This is a genomic window from uncultured Marinobacter sp., assembly GCF_913055835.1.
In the GTDB taxonomy this organism is placed as follows: domain Bacteria; phylum Pseudomonadota; class Gammaproteobacteria; order Pseudomonadales; family Oleiphilaceae; genus Marinobacter.
This window is the reverse complement of sequence record NZ_CAJXKQ010000042.1, coordinates 12,594-29,441: the sequence shown is the minus strand read 5'-3', so window position 1 is coordinate 29,441 and position 16,848 is coordinate 12,594. Positions and strand designations below refer to the sequence as shown.

Here is a 16,848-nt window from a genome sequence, read left to right as displayed (position 1 = left end):
GGGATAGATTTTTCGCCAATGATGCAACAGTTCAATAAGGATTATGGTCATCGGCCAGGTCTACAGCGCTTCAGCAATCTGTTCTGGGAAGAACGGTGCGAGCAGTACCTCTAACAAGGCAATTAAATTCGTTCCGGCCTTCGGCCTCCACCGGACGCCCTTGTCAGGGCGCCGTTTATTGCTGGCGTTAAAAAGGGAGAAGTCTGAACTTGTTTATTTCGCTAATCTTACTATTTGGCTCTTTCGGGTGGCTTTTAGCTCAGCCGAGTTGGGAGCCAGCGCTCTTTTTCGTGCCGAGCATTGGGGCCTTTGCGTATCATGGTAAAAAGCAGATGCCATCTTTGAAAACCGTCGTCGATGACAAGCTCAGCAAAACTTTCAAAATTACTGAGGAAGGTAAGTTAATCGCTGACGAAAGGGAAATTGCAAGATTGTTCTCCGACTCATTCCTAGGAAAGAAAGTCAGGGTGAAATTTAAGCATTCAAAAGAAAAGCAGTTGATAAAGTATGCAAAAAAGAACGCTGAAAATGAAAGTGTGCGCCACTCCCTATTGAAGCAAGCCAATGACTTAGGAAGAAAGTGTGAGTTGGTAAAAGAAGGTTTTGATTGGTTTTCGTGGCTTTACAGGAACAAGTATCTAAATATTTCTGTGGAAGAAATGCCCTCAGTTTTTTCAAATTTTGTAGCTGTTGTCTTTAGTTCGGTGGTTGTCCCACGCGAGTGTTCAAAGTTCGATATTTACACTAGTTTGGAAGGTGTTGGAGAAATTGGGTACCCAGTCTATCTGGATGCTCAGGGGCAAAAAGAGATATACAATATGGTGGAATCTGAATTTCCTGGAGGCGGTTCAACCTTTTTAAAATTCCCGTATAATTTTTTTGTGGCAGGTTTGCCAATCTGGTTTTCCAACTTATATATACTCCCTTCGCATGTTTACTACGGTATTATTAGCTTCAAAACACTGACGGAAAGGCCAGATTATTGGCGATATTTTAATTGGAGCATTGGTCTAGGTTGATTTTTTAACAAGTGAATCAGGCCGACCGTTTTGCGCTGGCGCTCCAAACGGCGGCTTATTCAGAGCGTTATAACTTTATGGAGCTCTAGTGGCAATTAAAAGAATTGATAGTTTAGCCATTTACTTTAATGGAGAGGATTATTCATTAAACCGTAGAGGCCCCCTCCCATATCCATTAATTGTGGTATTAGATTTTTCTGGAAAAATCCTAGCTGCCATCAAGTTTAGCTATAGAAATGAGGTTTGGCATGTTGAAAATGTTACTGCGAGAGAAGGATACGGCCCTACAGTTTATCGAGTTTTAATGCAGCTTGCGGGTGAAAATGGGTTGGCTCCGATCTACAAAAAACCATATAAAAATAAAGATTTGATAGTTGAAAGATGCAAGAAAATTTGGTCTATTTTTTTTGAAAGCGCCGAAATAAAAAAATTTCCCATTGATAATAACCACAAAGAATGCTTTTTGAACAATAAATTTATCTTGAGCTCGAATAAGCTGGATCTTGAGAAAGCTTTCGTTAACTTCGATCGATTAATCGACAAGAAGTTTAGTAATAGCTTTAGGAAAAAGCCTTTACAGAAGTTTAGAGATTTAGTGTTCAAATACCCCGAAATAGAAAGAGAGAAATCTAGAGTTGAGTTTAGTGAAGCTTTCAAGTTCCAGCTACACGCCGATGCACAGATGTTTTTGGAAGAAAGTGTAGCTGTTCATCAATAGTGAATTTATAAACAAATGTTAGAAATTGAGAGGGACAATGTCTGAGGAAGTGCCTAGATGGCCAGATTCACTACCGTTGCCTGCCAAAGTGACTTTCGGGCCACGGAGAGTCCATCTGCTGCCAGCAGATTTCGAAAGCGAAGGGGCTATTTCCGACATTCTTCACGATCTTTACTGGTTTCCCGACGATCACTACTACCTTTTCTATTCAGACACACTGAAATTAACGCCTGAGGTGGCCAGAGATTTTGAAGCATCTGGTGTAGTTTTCACCGAGATTGAATCCTACTTCTACATGCACCCGAAACCCGGGTATGAAAGGGACTTCATTCAAGTTTTGCCAAACGGCGACTATCCGGCGTGGAGACAAGGCGCGGCTGACGGGCAAATGTTTTGGCGGGCATCGCTTGCGCTAGACTCAGCCACGCGAAGAGAGATGGACTTTAATGAATCCGCAGCGAGAACCAGGGACGCAATTACCGACTCGGAAGACGTTGTGGATTTGAAACCCAATTTCTTCGGCATTGGAGTAAACCTTAACAGTGCCTGGCGGAGGTTTCTGGCTTGGTTCAAATCCCGGTGATTTCTAACCAGTCAATCAAGTTCGTTCCGGCCTGCGGCCTCACCGGAAGTCCCTGTCGGGCCGCCGCTTATTTCAGCGTTAGGGATCACTATGACACTTAGCGAACTCAAAAATTTAGCCGATATAATCCAGTCATTCATTATTTCTTTCGCAGCCCTATCCGGTGGCTTATGGGCGCTCTACCAATTCCACAGCCTGAAAAGAATAGAAAAAGCTAAAAGTGAACTTAAGGCAATAAAACGTTCGCTGGAAGAAAGGGGAATTTTATCAGCTGGGGTAGATGCTTTTCCTACCTGTTTTCAAGATAAGCTGTTTATTCAAGTTAGGGTACAGATTGAAAACGTCGGCAATACATCAGAGGTTATTAACTGGGATGATTCTGGGGTGGTTGCAAGTAAAGTAGTCAAAGCGGAAAACGGAATAATCGAGTTCTCAAAGGATGGGTTTCATGGCTACCAAGATGAAGATGTATCAGCGGAAGATTCCTGCGTTGATCCAGGAGTAAAGTTGGTCACATCGTTTCTTGTGCATGTTACTGAGCCTGGTATTTATTTTATCGACTTTGCGGCCAGTTGCTCTCCTCTAGCGAGTCAAAACGCTGCTGAAAGCAGAACCCGTTCAGGAATAGGTGGATCGTCGGCCAACTACTCATGGTATTCCGATACATTTGTAGTTGTGCCCGAATATCCCTAACAAGGTGGTCAACGAGACGCCAACTACGCTGCGCTCCGTTTCCGCCCGTTACCACTGGCGTTAAATGTATCAATGAGGTGACTTTGTGGGCTATCAAGACACGCTCAACATAAAAGATAAAGACTTGGATAGGGATATCTTCCGAATCATGCCGATCCACAGGCTCCTCGAAATGTTTCAGACAAAATTGCTGACGTTGGTCCCTCCGATAAAGTGGGACGACCCCTTTGAGAATCTCCTGTTGAACGGTACGGCCAAGACCTCAGACGGAGAAGTAGCCGATTTTGGTTCAATTCGAGACTCTGTTTACGGTCAGTGCTGGACGCTTCACAAAGAAACAGATGCAATGTGGAGGATTTATTCAGCGGATAAACAGGGAGCGAAGGTGAAAACCACGATACGAAAGCTCCTTAAAGCTCTTCAACAGCAAAGCGGAGATTTTGCACAAGTACATTGCTTTATTGGTGAGGTTGAATACCACACACAAAAAGATCTCATTAAAAAGCTCAAAAATATTGATGTGCTAAATACTTCAGGATCAGGTGTCGCAGAGTCACTGATATACAAGCGGGAGGAGTTCAAGCACGAAAGAGAGGTACGTCTAATCTATACCGACGGAAGCGGCCCCGTTCATCAGTTCGAGATAGATCCATGCGACCTATTTGATGAGATTGTTTTCGATCCAAGAATTAATGAGCATTTGTTCGAGGCTTATAAGGCAGCCCTCAAGAACAAGGGGTATTCCAATTCAATAAGGCAGTCGGTGATGTATCAGCCTCCAAAGGGGCTTCAAATTAGCATTTAACCAGTAGCGGCAGTCGGACCGCTTTGTTCCGCTGCGCTCCACAAACCGGCCGCTGCGCATGGCGTTAAAAAATAGGCTCCCCCGTCGCCTTGACTGCATAAAACAGGCAATCACTCTTTGCAATAACCGGGTTGGTGGTGATCATAAAAGCCCTGATTGCCTGGGCAGGGAAGATCTGCCCGTCCCTCACTTGCAGCACTTGCTCCATGTTTTCCCGGCGATTGTGGCTGATGGCCGTGAGCACACCCAACCCTTTTTCACCAACCCATCCGAGGGGTTCATCCGGCGAAACAATCCCGAAATTGCGGTGTTCGATGTTTGGCGGTAGCGTGAGGTCTGCCCGGCCAGTTGGCTCCAGCCGATACTCAATAGTTGCCTCGGGGATTAGCTCCACCCGGATCGGATTTCGCAGCACGGTAACGTCCCATTCCGCTTTTTCCAGTGACAGCACGTCCGGCCTGGAGCAATATCGCACGAGTCCCTCATAGGCCAGTTCGTGAGCCTGGTCGTCCTGGGATCCACCGCATTCGATGGTGACGGTGGGCACTTCCTGTTCGGAATATTCCATCAGCGCCCCGAGGCGAAGATCGGTCATGATGAGGCGGTCGGTAAAGAGCGAGGTTAGTGCCTGGTGGGCGGCATCATTGGTGATGGACACCGCGAAGGCCGGCCCTGTCCCCGAGGTGTTGTGCACGTCCAGCAGGCATTCCGGGTTTGCGTCATGGAGTTCTGCCAGCATGGCCTTGGCAATCGCGCCTTCCTCTCCCTCGAACGGTTCCTTGAAACACCGGTTGAGGTCACGTCCTGCAGGAAGCTGGCGCGTTGAGAGAGCAGGGGGGATCTTCGCAGGATAGACGCCACCCAGTAGAAACAGCATATTGACCTCTGGTGTGTGCTGCTCAAGTAGCCATCGGTGAAGCGCAAACAGGCCCGAGGGCTCGTTGCCGTGAAGCAGTGTTGCCATGGCCCGGGTGCGGGAGCGATCGCGCCCGGCAACACGGATAACCGTGGGCTTTTGCAGTTGCTCCAGCCATTCAAGGGGAGAGCGACCGAGTGTTTGGGGTGAGGGATTATTCAGGTAATCAAGTACGTTCGAATTACTCACGGTGACAATGTCCATTCATGGATCGGCGTATTTCTCTTCTGGTTGGCCATGTACAGAGACAGCATGGTCCGGAACGACTCATCGGGGCTGAGGGATTTGCCCAAAGTTTCTGTGATGTGGCGTTGCCACCGGGCGCCGGACATGGCGGTTTCAATGCGGCCTTCGATGATTCCCAGCAGGTGGTGGATTTCCGATTCGTCCACGGCTGTTTGCTGCAATGCTTCACGGGCCCGGGGCAGTAACTCCCGGGCAACGGTTAGCAGCGGAGTGTCTTGCAACTGAACCTGGTCTTTGTGCGGCCAGATGATTTCTGCGCCGACGCCATATTTCGCAGCGCGGTAAAAATTGTGTTCGGTATAGTGGAAGGGAAGTATCGATGTCAGGTGCCCGATGTCATCCAGAACTGCCAGCGCAGCCCCGATCACGAAAAGGCCGTTTGCACACATATCAGCAGCTGTCGGGCCTGCAGGCATGGAGCGGATCTCAATGCGCAGATGGCCGCCTTCGGTATGGTCGTAGATGGCCCGGTTCCAGGGCCAGGTGGTTCCCTGGTGCAGTCGCAGTTCGGCCAGTTTGGGCACCTCACCGGCATCAATCACTGCCATCGGATCTTCCTCCGACATCAGCGGAATGATGGGGGGATAAAGCGATGCGGAGGCGGCAAACAACTCCCAGGCGCTTCGTATCCAGCCGTTTCCGTAATAGACCCTTGGCGGATGGCGCCAGGTTTTATGGTTGGGGGACCGGCTGTCAATGGATTGCTTGAACAGGGCAATCCGGGTTTCGTCCCACAGGTGGTGGCCGAACAGGCTGGGTGAATTGCTGGCCAGAGCCAGGACAATCGGCGTCACCAGTTGCACGGCATTGAAATAGTCTGAGAACCGATGAGCGGGCACACGCCAGTGCAACTGGAAAGAGGTATTGGCTCCTTCCATATAAACGTCGTCGGCTTCGAGGTTGATCACATCGTTGCCGCCGATGTGGATGCTGAATGGCTCGCCCCGTTGCTTGAGCAGGGCTTTGGAAAGCGCGTGATAGCGGGGTTCGTCGGTCATTACCTGCGCGCCCATATCGGACTGGCGAAGCGTCGGCAGTATGCCGATGGGCACCAGTTCCCCATCAAGTGACGCGGCCTGCCGGTTGATTCGCCGGATCGCGGCGAGCAGTTCCTGCTCTGTTCTGGCAAAGGGCGATCCCTTGAACGCCTGGGGGCTGAGGTTGTATTCGAGATTGAAGCGGTTGAGCTCAACCGTAAGCTGGGGGTCCTGGACTCTGGCGGCAATTTCGGTGTTGATGGGCTGAACCCGCAGGTCAGAGTTTACGATGTAGAACTCCACCTCGGCGCCAATGGAGCTCTCACCCTCACCAAAGCCGGGCCGGTTCAGGAGACGAGTGAGCGCTTTCAGGTCTGTGCGGACCTTGGCGGCAAAACGTTCAAACTCTTCCGGCGCAAATTCCGTTGTCTTGATCGACAGTCCCACGGCAACGTCTTCTCCAGCGCTGACTTACCTTGATAGTAGTGGAAGATGCGCTTTGCACCAGTTCAACGACGCTAAATCATCTTTGGGCTTCCTGGTGGCGTTTAATATAACTGAAAGTTCCTAAAAAAGTTATAAATCATCTAGCAAAGGCATTGTTGTTCTTAGGCTCCTACCTTATCTTTGCGTTCTAACGAAACCTAACCCTTATGCTTTTGTTGCATATCAAGATTCCGATTGAACAGGGAGCTCTGCCTACCATGCCGAATTCGATGTTTTCTGGTTCCAAAGCTCGCAAGGGCCTGTGGTTCAGTGCGTTGGCGCTGGCGTTTTCGATGACCGGGCCGGCTTCTGCCCAGGAGCGTGAGCTTCTGAACTCTTCCTACGACATTGCCCGTGAGCTGTTCGCGGAATACAACGTTCTGTTCCAGGATTACTGGCAGGAGAAAACCGGCGAAACCGTCAATATCCAGCAATCACATGCTGGCTCTTCCAAGCAGGCTCGCGCCATCTTGCAGGGCCTGGGTGCCGATGTGGTGACCTACAACCAGGTGACGGACGTTAATATCCTGGCCGAGCGCGGCAACCTGATCCCCGAGGACTGGGCATCACGCCTGCCCAACAACAGCTCTCCCTACTACTCCACCATGGCGTTTCTGGTGCGTGAGGGTAACCCCAAGAACATCCAGAACTGGGATGATCTGATCCGCGAGGACGTCGAACTGATCATGCCGAACCCGAAAACCTCCGGTAACGGCCGCTACACCTACCTGGCGGCACTGGGTTTTGCCCAGGACAAGTTCGGTGACGACCAGGAGAAGATTGATGCCTTCCTGAGCGATCTTCTGGGGCAAGTAAAGGTATTCGACTCCGGCGGCCGTGGTGCAACCACCACGTTTGTTGAGCGCGGCCTCGGTGACGTGCTGCTGACCTTTGAATCCGAAGTGAACAATATCCCGGAGCTTAACCCGGACAAGAATTTCCAGGTTGTGGTTCCGAAAGTCAGCTTCCTGGCCGAGTTCCCGGTGACCTGGATCGACAAGAACATCGAGAAGAAGGGCACAGAAGAACTGGCTCAAGCTTACCTGAAGCACCTTTATTCCGAAGAAGCCCAGCGCATGCTGGCCAGCTTCAACTATCGGGTGCATAACGAAACCGTGAAAGCGGAAGTGGCTGACAAGTTCCCGGAACTGAAGCTGATGCCGATCCAGGACATCGCCGGCAGCTGGGAAAATGCCATGGAGACCCACTTTGCCAGTGGTGGCAAACTGGACCAGTTGCAGCGTCGTCGCTAAGGGCTGCGCATCTGATCCATGGCCACCACTGACGTTATGGAGCGCCCGGCAAAGCGGCTGAGCGCTCCTGCCACCAAACGCGTTTTGCCGGGGTTCGGGCTGAGCCTCGGCATTTCGCTTTTCTTTATCAGCCTGGTGCTGCTTCTGCCCATCAGCGGCCTGTTTATCCGTGCCGCCGGCATGGGCTGGGAGCAGTTCTGGTTTGTGATCACCGATCCCCGGGTGGTTGCATCCTATAAAGTGACCGCGCTGGCGGCCCTGGCGGCCTCCCTGTTCAACTGCGTGTTCGGCCTGCTGATGGCCTGGGTTCTGGTGCGTTACGAGTTTCCGGGCAAGCGACTGCTGGATGCGATCATGGATCTGCCGTTTGCCCTGCCAACCGCCGTGGCCGGCATCACGCTCGCCACCCTGTTTGCCGAGAACGGCTGGTATGGCCAGTATCTCGCCGATCTGGGCATTGAAGTTGCCTTTACACCGCTGGGCATCGTGGTGGCGATGGCGTTTACCAGCGTGCCGTTTGTGGTGCGCACGGTTCAGCCGGTACTCGAGGAAATGGCCCCGGAGGATGAAGAAGCTGCCATGAGCCTGGGTGCTTCGGATATGACGGTCTTCCGGAAGATCCTGTTCCCCACGCTCTGGCCTGCTGTGGTGACCGGTGGTGCGCTTTCGTTTGCCCGAAGTCTTGGGGAGTACGGCGCGGTTATCTTTATTGCCGGCAACTCGCCCTATATCAGTGAAGTGATCAGTCTGATGATCTTTGTTCGCCTGGAGGAATACGATTTTCCGGCGGCGAGTGCCATTGCCGCGGTGGTGATGACCGTATCACTGTTGCTGCTGTTGGCGATCAACGTCTGGCAGGGGCGCTACCTCAAGCGCCTGCACGGAGGTTAAGGCATGGCTGCGCGTAAACATCGTCGCGTTGGCGACAGCCCGCTGGTTCGTCGCACGCTGATCGGTTTGGCTGTTGTTCTGACCGTTTTATTGCTGTTCATGCCCCTGGTGCTGATTTTTGTGCAGGCGTTTGCCGAGGGCTGGGCCGGTTACGTCAGCAATATTCTCAACGAGTACACGCTTCATGCCATTGGCCTGACGCTCGTGGTTGCGCTGCTCACTGTGCCACTGAACATGGTCTTTGGTGTCTTCCTGGCCTGGCTGGTGACCCGCTTCCGGTTCCCCGGGCGAAAGTTGCTCACCACCCTCATTGATATCCCGTTCGCCGTGTCTCCAGTCGTGGCCGGCTTGCTGTTCCTGCTGCTTTACGGCAGTAATGGCTGGGTAGGGCAGTGGCTCGGTGAATACGACATTCAACTGATGTTCTCCTGGCCGGGCATCGTGATGGTCACGGTATTTGTGACCTGTCCGTTCGTGGCCAGAGAGCTGATTCCGCTGATGCAGCAACAGGGTCGGGAAGAGGAAGAAGCCGGTGTGGTGCTGGGTGCCTCCGGCTGGCAGCTGTTCCGTCGCGTTACCCTCCCGAACATTCGTTGGGCGCTTCTTTACGGCGTGATCCTCACCAACGCCCGGGCCGTTGGCGAATTTGGCGCCGTATCGGTGGTGTCCGGCAACATCCGGGGCGAGACCAATACGCTGCCGTTGCAGGTTGAGCTGCTTTACCAGGATTACAACACCGTAGGCGCGTTCGCAGCATCTTCCCTGCTGGCTGGCATCGCGCTGATCACTCTTGTCGTGAAGGCCATTGTTGAATGGCGTCAGAGTCGTAACTAAGGGTTTCCAATGAGCATCGAGATACAGGGTATCAACAAGTTTTTCGACAAGTTCCAGGCCCTGCATGACATCAATCTGACCATTCCGGACGGCCAGCTCACGGCACTGCTGGGCCCTTCCGGTTCGGGCAAGACCACGCTGCTGCGGATTATCGCCGGCCTGGAAACACCGGAAGAGGGCAGAATCCGGTTCAGCGGCAGGGATGTAACCGATCTGCATGTGCGGGACCGGCGCGTGGGTTTTGTGTTCCAGCACTATGCGCTGTTCCGCCACATGACGGTGGCCGAGAACGTGGCGTTTGGCCTGAATGTGCTTCCACGCAAGGAACGCCCGGGTAAGCCGGAAATCCGCAAGCGGGTGAAAGACCTGCTGGAGATGGTGCAGCTGGAACATCTGGCTGACCGTTACCCGGCGCAACTCTCCGGTGGCCAGAAGCAGCGCATTGCTTTGGCTCGGGCCATGGCCATGCGCCCGGAAATTCTCTTGTTGGATGAACCCTTCGGCGCGCTTGACGCCAAAGTGCGAAAAGACCTGCGACGCTGGTTGCGCAGCCTCCATGACGAATTGCACTTCACCAGCGTGTTCGTGACCCACGATCAGGAAGAAGCACTGGAGCTCTCGGATCAGGTGGTGGTGATGAGCAATGGCCGGATTGAGCAGGTTGATACGCCTCTGGAGCTCTATGGCCGTCCGGACAGCCGGTTTGTGTTCGAGTTTCTTGGCCAGGTGAACGTACTTTCCGGCCGGATTGGTGACGGTGTCATGCGCCAGGGTGATGCCTGGATTCGCCTGCCCGAGGGCTGCGAAAATGACGACGCCCAGCTCTACCTGCGCCCCCACGAAGTGCGCCTGACCCAGGCCGCCAGTGACCAGGCCCACCTGCCATTCCGCATTGAGGCTATCAACCTGATCGGCGCCGAAGTGCGGATAGAACTCAAGCCCGATGGCTGGGAGTGTGAGGAGCTGTGGGAGGTTGGCATCAGCCACACCGAGTTCAACGCCCGCCAACCCCAGCGAGGCGATCGCTGCTTTGCCGTGCCCGATGTGGGGCACCTGTTCTGTGAACATGCGGCGGAGCCCAAGACCCTCGAGTGGCGTTAGTGCCCTGATTGTTGGAGCAGGGCGCCAGCCATAATCTATAGTTTCCTGATGAGGGGGCGTTGCCCCCGGATTACTCGTTCGATGTAATCGGCGTATCCCACTTTCGGTTGGGAACCATCAGGAGGATGTAATGCCACTACCCGCCCCGTTAACCGAAAACCAGGTCTACCATGGTTGTCCGGAAGACAAGCTGGATTTCATTACTACAGAAGACCTGCAAGACCTTGAGCGTCCTTATGGTCAGGACAGGGTGCTTAGGGCGCTGGAATTTGGCGCCGGCATCCAGGCGGAGGGTTTCAATCTCTTTGTGCTCGGGCCTTCCGGGGCGGGTAAGCATGAACTTGTCGAACGCTTTCTTTCCCTGCACGCCGCCAGGCAACCGGTTCCGCCGGATTGGTGCCATGTCTATAACTTCCAGTTCTCGGACAGGCCGAATGCATTGAAGCTGCCGGCCGGAGAAGGGCGGCAATTCAAGAAAGACATGAACGATCTTGCCGAGGAGCTGCGCACGGTTATTCCAGCCGCTTTTGAAAGCGAGGAGTACCAGGCCCGGTTGCAGGAGCTCCAGGAAGAAATGGCCAGGCGGCAGCACCAGGGACTGTTTGATATCCAGGAAGAGGCGAACCGCAATAACATCGCCATGATCACCACGCCAGCCGGCTTTACCTTTGCCCCCATGCGCAAGGGCGAGGTGATTGATCCTGAGGAATACAAGAAATTCTCTGATGAAGAGAAGCAGCTGGTTGAATCCAAGGTTGAGGAGCTTCAGAAAAAGCTGCAGCAGACTATTCAGCAGATTCCCAGAATGCGGAAAGAAGTGCGGGAGCGGGTTCATGCACTCAATGAAGAGATGGTGCAACTGACCCTGGGTGGCCCAATAGGGGAGCTCAGGGAGAAGTGGTCGCATCTTCCGGATATTGTCGATTATCTGGATGCCGTTCGCGAAGACGTGGTGGAACACGCCGAAGCCTTTCAGGACGGGGATAACGGGCCACCAGCGGGCCTTCTGGCTCGCTACAAGGTTAATTTGCTGGTGGATAATGCCGAAACCGTCGGCGCGCCAGTTATCTACGAGGATCTGCCCAACCATCAGCATCTGGCAGGGCAGATCGAACATCGGGCCCGCCAGGGCAATCTCTATACGGATTTCACCCTGATTCGCGGTGGCTCCATGCACCGTGCTAATGGCGGCTATCTGATCATTGACGCCCGCCGGGTGCTGACGCAGCCAATGGCTTGGGAGAGCCTGAAGCGGATTCTTTCCTCCGGCGAGATCCGCATCGAGTCCCTGGAGCGGCTCTATGGGTTGGTGAGTACCGTCAGCCTGCAGCCGGAGCCGATTCCGGTGTCGGTCAAGGTAGTCCTGCTCGGGGACCGGATGTTGTACTACCTGTTGTCCCATTACGATCCGGACTTCCTGGATCTGTTCAAGGTGGAAGCGGATTTCGAGGACGACCTCGACCGGAACGAAGAGTGCTATGAGCTATACGCCCGTATGATCGCCACCATGGCCCGGGCTCTGAAAATGCGGCCGCTGGAGCGAGGTGCCGTCGCCAGGCTGATCGAGCATGCCAGCCGGCTGGCGGCGGATCAGCGCAAGCTCACCGCCCACGACCGGGTGCTCCGGGATATCCTGAGCGAGGCCGACCATTGGGCCGATCAGTCCGGTGCAGATACCGTTGAGGCCAGCCATATCCAGCAGGCGATTGAGGAGCGGGAATACCGGGCCAGCCGGGTGCGGGAGCGAAGCCGCGAGCAAATCAGCCGGGGGGTGGTGATGATTGCCACTGCCGGTGAAGAAGTGGCTCAGGTGAATGGGCTTTCCGTTCTCAGGCTCGGAGCGTCCATGTTCGGGCAGCCTACCAGGATTACAGCCACTGCCAGACCGGGCAAGGGACAGGTGGTGGATATCGAACGTGAGGCCAAACTGGGTGGCCCCATTCACAGCAAGGCAGTAATGATTCTTTCGCGGTTCCTTGCAAGTCGTTACGCCGGTGATGGGGAGCTGTCCTTGTCAGCAAGCCTGGCTTTCGAGCAGTCCTATGGTGGTGTTGAAGGTGATTCCGCCTCGGTGGCGGAAACCTGCGTTCTACTATCAGCCATTTCCCGGGTGCCACTTAAACAGTCCTTCGCCGTAACAGGGTCCATGAACCAGCACGGCGAAGTTCAGGCAGTGGGCGGCGTGAATGAGAAGATCGAGGGCTTTTTTGATGTTTGCAAGGAAGCTGGCGAGATCGGCGGGCAGGGGATTCTACTCCCTGCCAGCAACGTTGAGCACCTGATGCTCAGAGCCGATGTGAGGCAGGCCATTGCGGAAGACCGGTTCCGTATCTATCCAATCTCCGATATCAATGAGGCGATAGAACTTTTAACCGGTCTTGAGGCCGGAGAACCGGACAGCAGTGGCGAGTTTCCGGAGAACAGCTTCAACTTCCGGGTTGCCGAGCGCCTCGAGAAGTTCGCGGAAGCCAGCAAGAAGCGGGATGAGAACGGAGAAGCGAACAGCAACGGAGGCAAGGATCGTGACTGATACACGAGCAGCCGAGACTGATCCCGTTACCACAACCGGTCGTGTGCTGGTGCTTCTGGACGGTTCCAGAATGAGTTACGCGGCCTTGCAGGCGGCGGCCGAGATTGCCGCGAAGTCGGGTGCCGACGTGCTAGGCGTATTTGTCGAGGAATTGAACCAGCTAAGAAGCGCCGGCTATGGCTTTGCCCGCGAGGTGGGTGCGTCGTCCGGCATAAGTCGCCCTTTGGCTGCTGGTGAGGTTGAACAGCGAATGCAAAGGTTGGCGAACGAGGCACGTCGGGCCCTTGCCGGTGCCGTAGCGCCCTTCGGTGGCAGGCATACCCTGAGCGTCGCCCGTGGCCATGTCATTGAGGAAGTGCTGGCTCTCGCCGGCCCCCAGGATCTTCTGGTAATGGGCCGGGTTGGCTGGTCCTCAGCGCCCGGGGCGCGCCTGGGCTCCACTGCGAAGGGCCTTGTGCGCCGTTCCCGGGGAAGGGTATTGCTCTGGTGCGAAGGCCGGGTGGAACCTCTGGGCCGGATTGTTGTGTTTCTCAATGACCACAGGGATGCCAATAGCCACGCTATCCAGGCGGCCGCGGACCAGGCACATCACTCTCACAGGCCAGTGACGCTGTTGATTGGGGCAGATTCGACTGTGTCATCCGAGGATCTGAAAGACATCGTGCGGGATCTGGGTATTAAGGAAACGGACCTTCGTGTAAGGTCTCTGCCGTCAACGGATCCGGCCACCATAGCCGGCATTTTGCGACAGGAGAGGGCTGTCCAGTTGGTGCTCAGTCGCGACTGTACATTGTTTCAGGAGCCGGGCGCAGAGCGGTTGCTGGTGGCACTGAATCTTCCGGTTACGGTCACGCCTTAAATTCTCCAGCCTGTTCCATAGGTCTGATATCCGATGTTCACGGACATTCTCTACATTGTCGGCCTGACCGTCCTTGCCGGTGCCTGTATTCCACTTGGCGGTTTGCTCGCCAGCTTCGAACGCATCCGTCCAAACTGGCTGGAACAGGAAGTCCGCCATTTTCTGATCGCTCTGGGCGGCGGGATATTGTTGGGTGCGGTTTCAGTGGTTCTGATTCCCGAGGGACAATCCAGTATGGGGGATTCCCTCTGGGCCATTCCTGCCATCATTGCTGGTGGACTGCTTTTCTTCGGGATAGAGCGCATTCTTGGCCTGAAGCGTCGCGAGTCTCCTCAGCTGATGGGGGTGATGCTCGACTTTGTTCCGGAGGCCACGGCGCTTGGCGGTCTTGCCGTTGTGAGCCCGGAGACGGCGGTGCTCATGGCTGTGCTGATTGCAATGCAGAATCTGCCCGAGGGGTTCAATGCGTACCGGGAGTTGGTCAGCCTGCCGGGATATACCTCCACGAAAACCCTGTTGTTCATGACCTGCCTCGTAGTGACCGGACCGCTGGCCGGTCTGCTCGGTTATTTTTTCCTGTCGGAGCGCCCGTTGGTGTTGGGCGCGATCATGCTGATCGCTTCGGGCGGTATTCTCTACCTGATCTTTCAGGATATTGCCCCGCAATCCAGGCTTGAACACCACTGGGGGCCGCCGCTGGGGGCGGTTGTGGGGTTCTGCCTGGCGCTGTTCAGCCATGACCTGGTGGGGCAGGTCTGATCCACCAGGTCAGGCAATTTTCCGGGCGTCTTCCTTGCGCAGGATTTCCTCGACATCTTCGGCAGACAGGGTTTCGTGCTTCAGTACGGCTTTGGCCAGTGCTTCCAGCTGGTTTCGGTGCTCGGTCAGAAAGTCCAGGGTCGCTTTTTCCAGAGCCAGCAGTTGGGACTGGATTTCCCCGTCGATCATCTCGGCCATCTTCTCGGAGAATTCCCTGGGCAGGCCCATTTCCCGGCCAAGAAACACATTCTCTTCTCCGATGCTCAGTCCAAGGGGACCGATCTTTTCACTCATACCCCATTGGCCAATCATCTTGCGTATCAGTGCAGTGGCTTCCTTAAGATCGTTTTGGGCGCCGGTGCTGACTTCGCCGTAGATCAGTTTTTCGGAGCAGCGGCCGCCGAGCATCACCTTGATGCGATCCTTCAGATAGCTCTCCGTATAGGTATAGTGATCTTCTTTGGGTGTTTGTTCCGTCACCCCCATTGCCATGCCGTGTGGAATGATCGTCAGCTTGGTGAGGGGGTCTGCGTTGGGCATGTAATAGGCCATGATGGCGTGGCCGCACTCGTGGTAGGCAACGGCCTCCCGTTCCTTGGGAGTGAGCTTGGTATCCCGTTCCTCGCCAAGAATGATCCTGTCACGAGCCAGCTCGAAACAATGAGCGTTTACCTCGTGCAGGTTTTCCCGGGCCGCCGTAAGCGCTGCCTCATTCACAAGGTTCTTCAGGTCCGCCCCTGAGAAACCGATGGTGCGCGCAGCCAGTTGCTCAAGGTCGACATCGTTGGCAAGTGGTACCTTGCGCACGTGAACTTTCAGAATCGCCTCGCGGGCCTCCTTGTGGGGGCGGTCGAGGGTGATCTTGCGGTCAAAACGACCGGGCCGGAGCAGGGCGCTGTCCAGGACATCGGGTCGGTTGGTGGCCGCCAGTACAAGAACATTCTCATGGGCCTCGAAACCGTCCATCTCGGTGAGAATCTGGTTCAGGGTCTGTTCCCGCTCATCGTGGCCGCCACCCAGGCCAGCACCACGGGAGCGGCCGACCGCATCCAGTTCGTCGATGAAGATCAACGCCGGAGCGTCCTTGCGGGCCTCCTTGAACATGTCCCGAACCCGGGCGGCGCCCACACCCACGAACATTTCTATGAATTCCGAGGCACTGATGCTGTAGAAGGGTACTTCGGCCTCGCCGGCAATGGCGCGGGCCAGAAGGGTTTTGCCGGTGCCCGGCGGGCCAACGAGAAGCACACCCTTGGGCATCACGGCACCCAGGGCCCGGTATTTCTCGGGAGACCTCAGAAAATCGATGATCTCGGCGATTTCCCGCTTGGCGGATTCAATGCCGGCCACGTCATCGAGGGTGGCGGTAGAGGTTTCTTTGCGGGCTCGTCTTGCCTTGGAGCGGCTGAAATCGAACGGCCCGCCCCCTTGGGTCATCCGCTTCTGGGCGGCGCCCCAGAACCAGAACATCAACGCCAGCAGGAGGATCCAGGGCAGGAAGCTGCGGATCATTTCCTGCCACCAGGGAAGCCCAGAGGGGGTGGCGCGGATGGTTATCTCGTGCTCCTCCAACAGGGTGAGCAGAGACGGGTCTTCCATGGGCGGGCGGATGGTCTGGAAGCCCGGGGTGCTGGTTCGTGCGGGACTGTCAGAACTGAAGTCGGCCGCACCGCTGTCGGTAAACAGGCCGGTAATGGATTCTTCTTTAAGAGTGACCTCGGCCACCTGATCATTCATGACGGCGGTTTTGAATTCGGAGTAGGCCAGATCCTGTAACCGGGGTTGTCCGCCGTCCTGAAGCCAGAGCACCATCAGGAAGATGGCGGCACTGAGCCACAGGAACGCGAACTGGTTCGGGATTGCCGGCTGTTGGTTCTGGTCCGGCTTCTGTTGTTGGTTGTCTGGCCCACTCGGTGCTGTCATTTCGGTCTCCGATCGCCCTCCATGATCTTCGCCACGAAGACGGATTTGCCGTAGGTTTCGAACGACCACTTCATGGTGTCCGAAAGAACGCTCATAACCTCATCATAGTCTCCGAAAATTTCCGTGCTCATACGCCCCGGGTATACTTCCAGCCCGGTTTGCTCCAGTCGGGTGATAAGGTTGCGGATTGGCTCTTTGTATTCCTCGTTCAGGGGATACCAGCTGAGTTGTACAGAAAGATACATGATGCCTCCT

General features: G+C 54.9%; 16 protein-coding genes. 12 read left to right on the top strand and 4 right to left on the bottom strand.

Annotation, left to right across the window (positions count from 1 at the left end):
* The first annotated feature begins 209 nt into the window (after nt 1-209).
* The 5 genes from QZ534_RS17310 to QZ534_RS17290 all read left to right on the top strand — a co-directional run bounded on the left by QZ534_RS17310 (nt 210) and on the right by QZ534_RS17290 (nt 3,818).
* Nucleotides 210-1,019, top strand: a complete 810-nt coding sequence (locus QZ534_RS17310; protein ID WP_296936265.1) for a hypothetical protein — start codon at nt 210-212, stop codon at nt 1,017-1,019.
* 88 nt (nt 1,020-1,107) lie between these two features.
* On the top strand, nt 1,108-1,737 hold the full coding sequence (locus QZ534_RS17305) for a hypothetical protein (RefSeq protein WP_296936263.1): 630 nt from the start codon (nt 1,108-1,110) through the stop codon (nt 1,735-1,737).
* Nucleotides 1,738-1,774: 37 nt separating this feature from the next.
* Entirely contained in the window at nt 1,775-2,320 is a 546-nt protein-coding gene (locus QZ534_RS17300) for a hypothetical protein (RefSeq protein WP_296936261.1), read from the top strand.
* 90 nt (nt 2,321-2,410) lie between these two features.
* Nucleotides 2,411-3,013, top strand: coding sequence for a hypothetical protein (locus QZ534_RS17295; protein WP_296936259.1), 603 nt, complete (start codon nt 2,411-2,413; stop codon nt 3,011-3,013).
* A gap of 85 nt (nt 3,014-3,098) precedes the next feature.
* Nucleotides 3,099-3,818, top strand: coding sequence for a DUF2971 domain-containing protein (locus tag QZ534_RS17290; RefSeq protein WP_296936258.1), 720 nt, complete (start codon nt 3,099-3,101; stop codon nt 3,816-3,818).
* 64 nt (nt 3,819-3,882) lie between these two features.
* On the opposite strand, the gene QZ534_RS17285 is transcribed toward QZ534_RS17290, so the two are convergent.
* Complete coding sequence (locus tag QZ534_RS17285) at nt 3,883-4,923, bottom strand: succinylglutamate desuccinylase (RefSeq protein ID WP_296936257.1); 1,041 nt, start codon at nt 4,921-4,923, stop codon at nt 3,883-3,885.
* Entirely contained in the window at nt 4,920-6,404 is a 1,485-nt protein-coding gene (locus QZ534_RS17280) for a hypothetical protein (protein ID WP_296936256.1), read from the bottom strand. Before QZ534_RS17280 ends, QZ534_RS17285 begins: the two co-directional genes overlap by 4 nt.
* Nucleotides 6,405-6,661: 257 nt before the next feature.
* Between QZ534_RS17280 and cysP the strand changes: the two genes are divergently transcribed.
* The 7 genes from cysP to QZ534_RS17245 all read left to right on the top strand — a co-directional run bounded on the left by cysP (nt 6,662) and on the right by QZ534_RS17245 (nt 14,670).
* Entirely contained in the window at nt 6,662-7,696 is a 1,035-nt protein-coding gene (gene cysP / locus QZ534_RS17275) for a thiosulfate ABC transporter substrate-binding protein CysP (RefSeq protein WP_296936255.1), read from the top strand.
* A gap of 36 nt (nt 7,697-7,732) precedes the next feature.
* Nucleotides 7,733-8,587, top strand: a complete 855-nt coding sequence (gene cysT / locus QZ534_RS17270; RefSeq protein WP_296936267.1) for a sulfate/thiosulfate ABC transporter permease CysT — start codon at nt 7,733-7,735, stop codon at nt 8,585-8,587.
* Nucleotides 8,588-8,590: 3 nt separating this feature from the next.
* On the top strand, nt 8,591-9,421 hold the full coding sequence (gene cysW, locus QZ534_RS17265; protein ID WP_296936254.1) for a sulfate ABC transporter permease subunit CysW: 831 nt from the start codon (nt 8,591-8,593) through the stop codon (nt 9,419-9,421).
* A gap of 9 nt (nt 9,422-9,430) precedes the next feature.
* Nucleotides 9,431-10,522, top strand: coding sequence for a TOBE-like domain-containing protein (locus tag QZ534_RS17260; RefSeq protein ID WP_296936253.1), 1,092 nt, complete (start codon nt 9,431-9,433; stop codon nt 10,520-10,522).
* Between the two features lie 130 nt (nt 10,523-10,652).
* The gene (locus tag QZ534_RS17255) at nt 10,653-13,052 is read left to right on the top strand and encodes an AAA family ATPase (RefSeq protein WP_296936252.1); all 2,400 of its coding nucleotides are present in this window, start codon (nt 10,653-10,655) and stop codon (nt 13,050-13,052) included.
* Nucleotides 13,045-13,911, top strand: a complete 867-nt coding sequence (locus QZ534_RS17250) for a universal stress protein (protein ID WP_296936251.1) — start codon at nt 13,045-13,047, stop codon at nt 13,909-13,911. The genes QZ534_RS17255 and QZ534_RS17250 overlap by 8 nt, the downstream gene beginning before the upstream one ends.
* A gap of 33 nt (nt 13,912-13,944) precedes the next feature.
* Nucleotides 13,945-14,670 carry a divalent cation transporter gene (locus QZ534_RS17245; protein WP_296936250.1) on the top strand — a complete coding sequence of 242 codons (726 nt, stop codon included), beginning with the start codon at nt 13,945-13,947 and terminating at the stop codon, nt 14,668-14,670.
* Nucleotides 14,671-14,679: 9 nt separating this feature from the next.
* Here QZ534_RS17245 and ftsH read toward each other — a convergent pair whose 3' ends face one another.
* Together ftsH and QZ534_RS17235 are read right to left on the bottom strand one after the other, a co-directional pair.
* Nucleotides 14,680-16,593: an ATP-dependent zinc metalloprotease FtsH gene (ftsH, locus tag QZ534_RS17240; protein ID WP_296936249.1), complete on the bottom strand. Its 1,914-nt coding sequence runs from the start codon at nt 16,591-16,593 to the stop codon at nt 14,680-14,682.
* Entirely contained in the window at nt 16,590-16,838 is a 249-nt protein-coding gene (locus QZ534_RS17235; RefSeq protein WP_296936248.1) for a thiamine-binding protein, read from the bottom strand. Before QZ534_RS17235 ends, ftsH begins: the two co-directional genes overlap by 4 nt.
* Nucleotides 16,839-16,848 lie beyond the last annotated feature (10 nt).

Excerpts from the sequence above, each read along its gene's own strand:
- QZ534_RS17245 (WP_296936250.1), top strand. The coding sequence starts at position 13,945 with ATGTTCACGGACATTCTCTACATTGTCGGCCTGACCGTCCTTGCCGGT.
- QZ534_RS17255 (WP_296936252.1), top strand. The coding sequence starts at position 10,653 with ATGCCACTACCCGCCCCGTTAACCGAAAACCAGGTCTACCATGGTTGT.
- QZ534_RS17295 (WP_296936259.1), top strand. The coding sequence starts at position 2,411 with ATGACACTTAGCGAACTCAAAAATTTAGCCGATATAATCCAGTCATTC.
- cysT (WP_296936267.1), top strand. The coding sequence starts at position 7,733 with ATGGAGCGCCCGGCAAAGCGGCTGAGCGCTCCTGCCACCAAACGCGTT.
- QZ534_RS17235 (WP_296936248.1), bottom strand. The coding sequence starts at position 16,838 with ATGTATCTTTCTGTACAACTCAGCTGGTATCCCCTGAACGAGGAATAC.
- cysP (WP_296936255.1), top strand. The coding sequence starts at position 6,662 with ATGCCGAATTCGATGTTTTCTGGTTCCAAAGCTCGCAAGGGCCTGTGG.
- ftsH (WP_296936249.1), bottom strand. The coding sequence starts at position 16,593 with ATGACAGCACCGAGTGGGCCAGACAACCAACAACAGAAGCCGGACCAG.
- QZ534_RS17260 (WP_296936253.1), top strand. The coding sequence starts at position 9,431 with ATGAGCATCGAGATACAGGGTATCAACAAGTTTTTCGACAAGTTCCAG.
- QZ534_RS17300 (WP_296936261.1), top strand. The coding sequence starts at position 1,775 with ATGTCTGAGGAAGTGCCTAGATGGCCAGATTCACTACCGTTGCCTGCC.
- cysW (WP_296936254.1), top strand. The coding sequence starts at position 8,591 with ATGGCTGCGCGTAAACATCGTCGCGTTGGCGACAGCCCGCTGGTTCGT.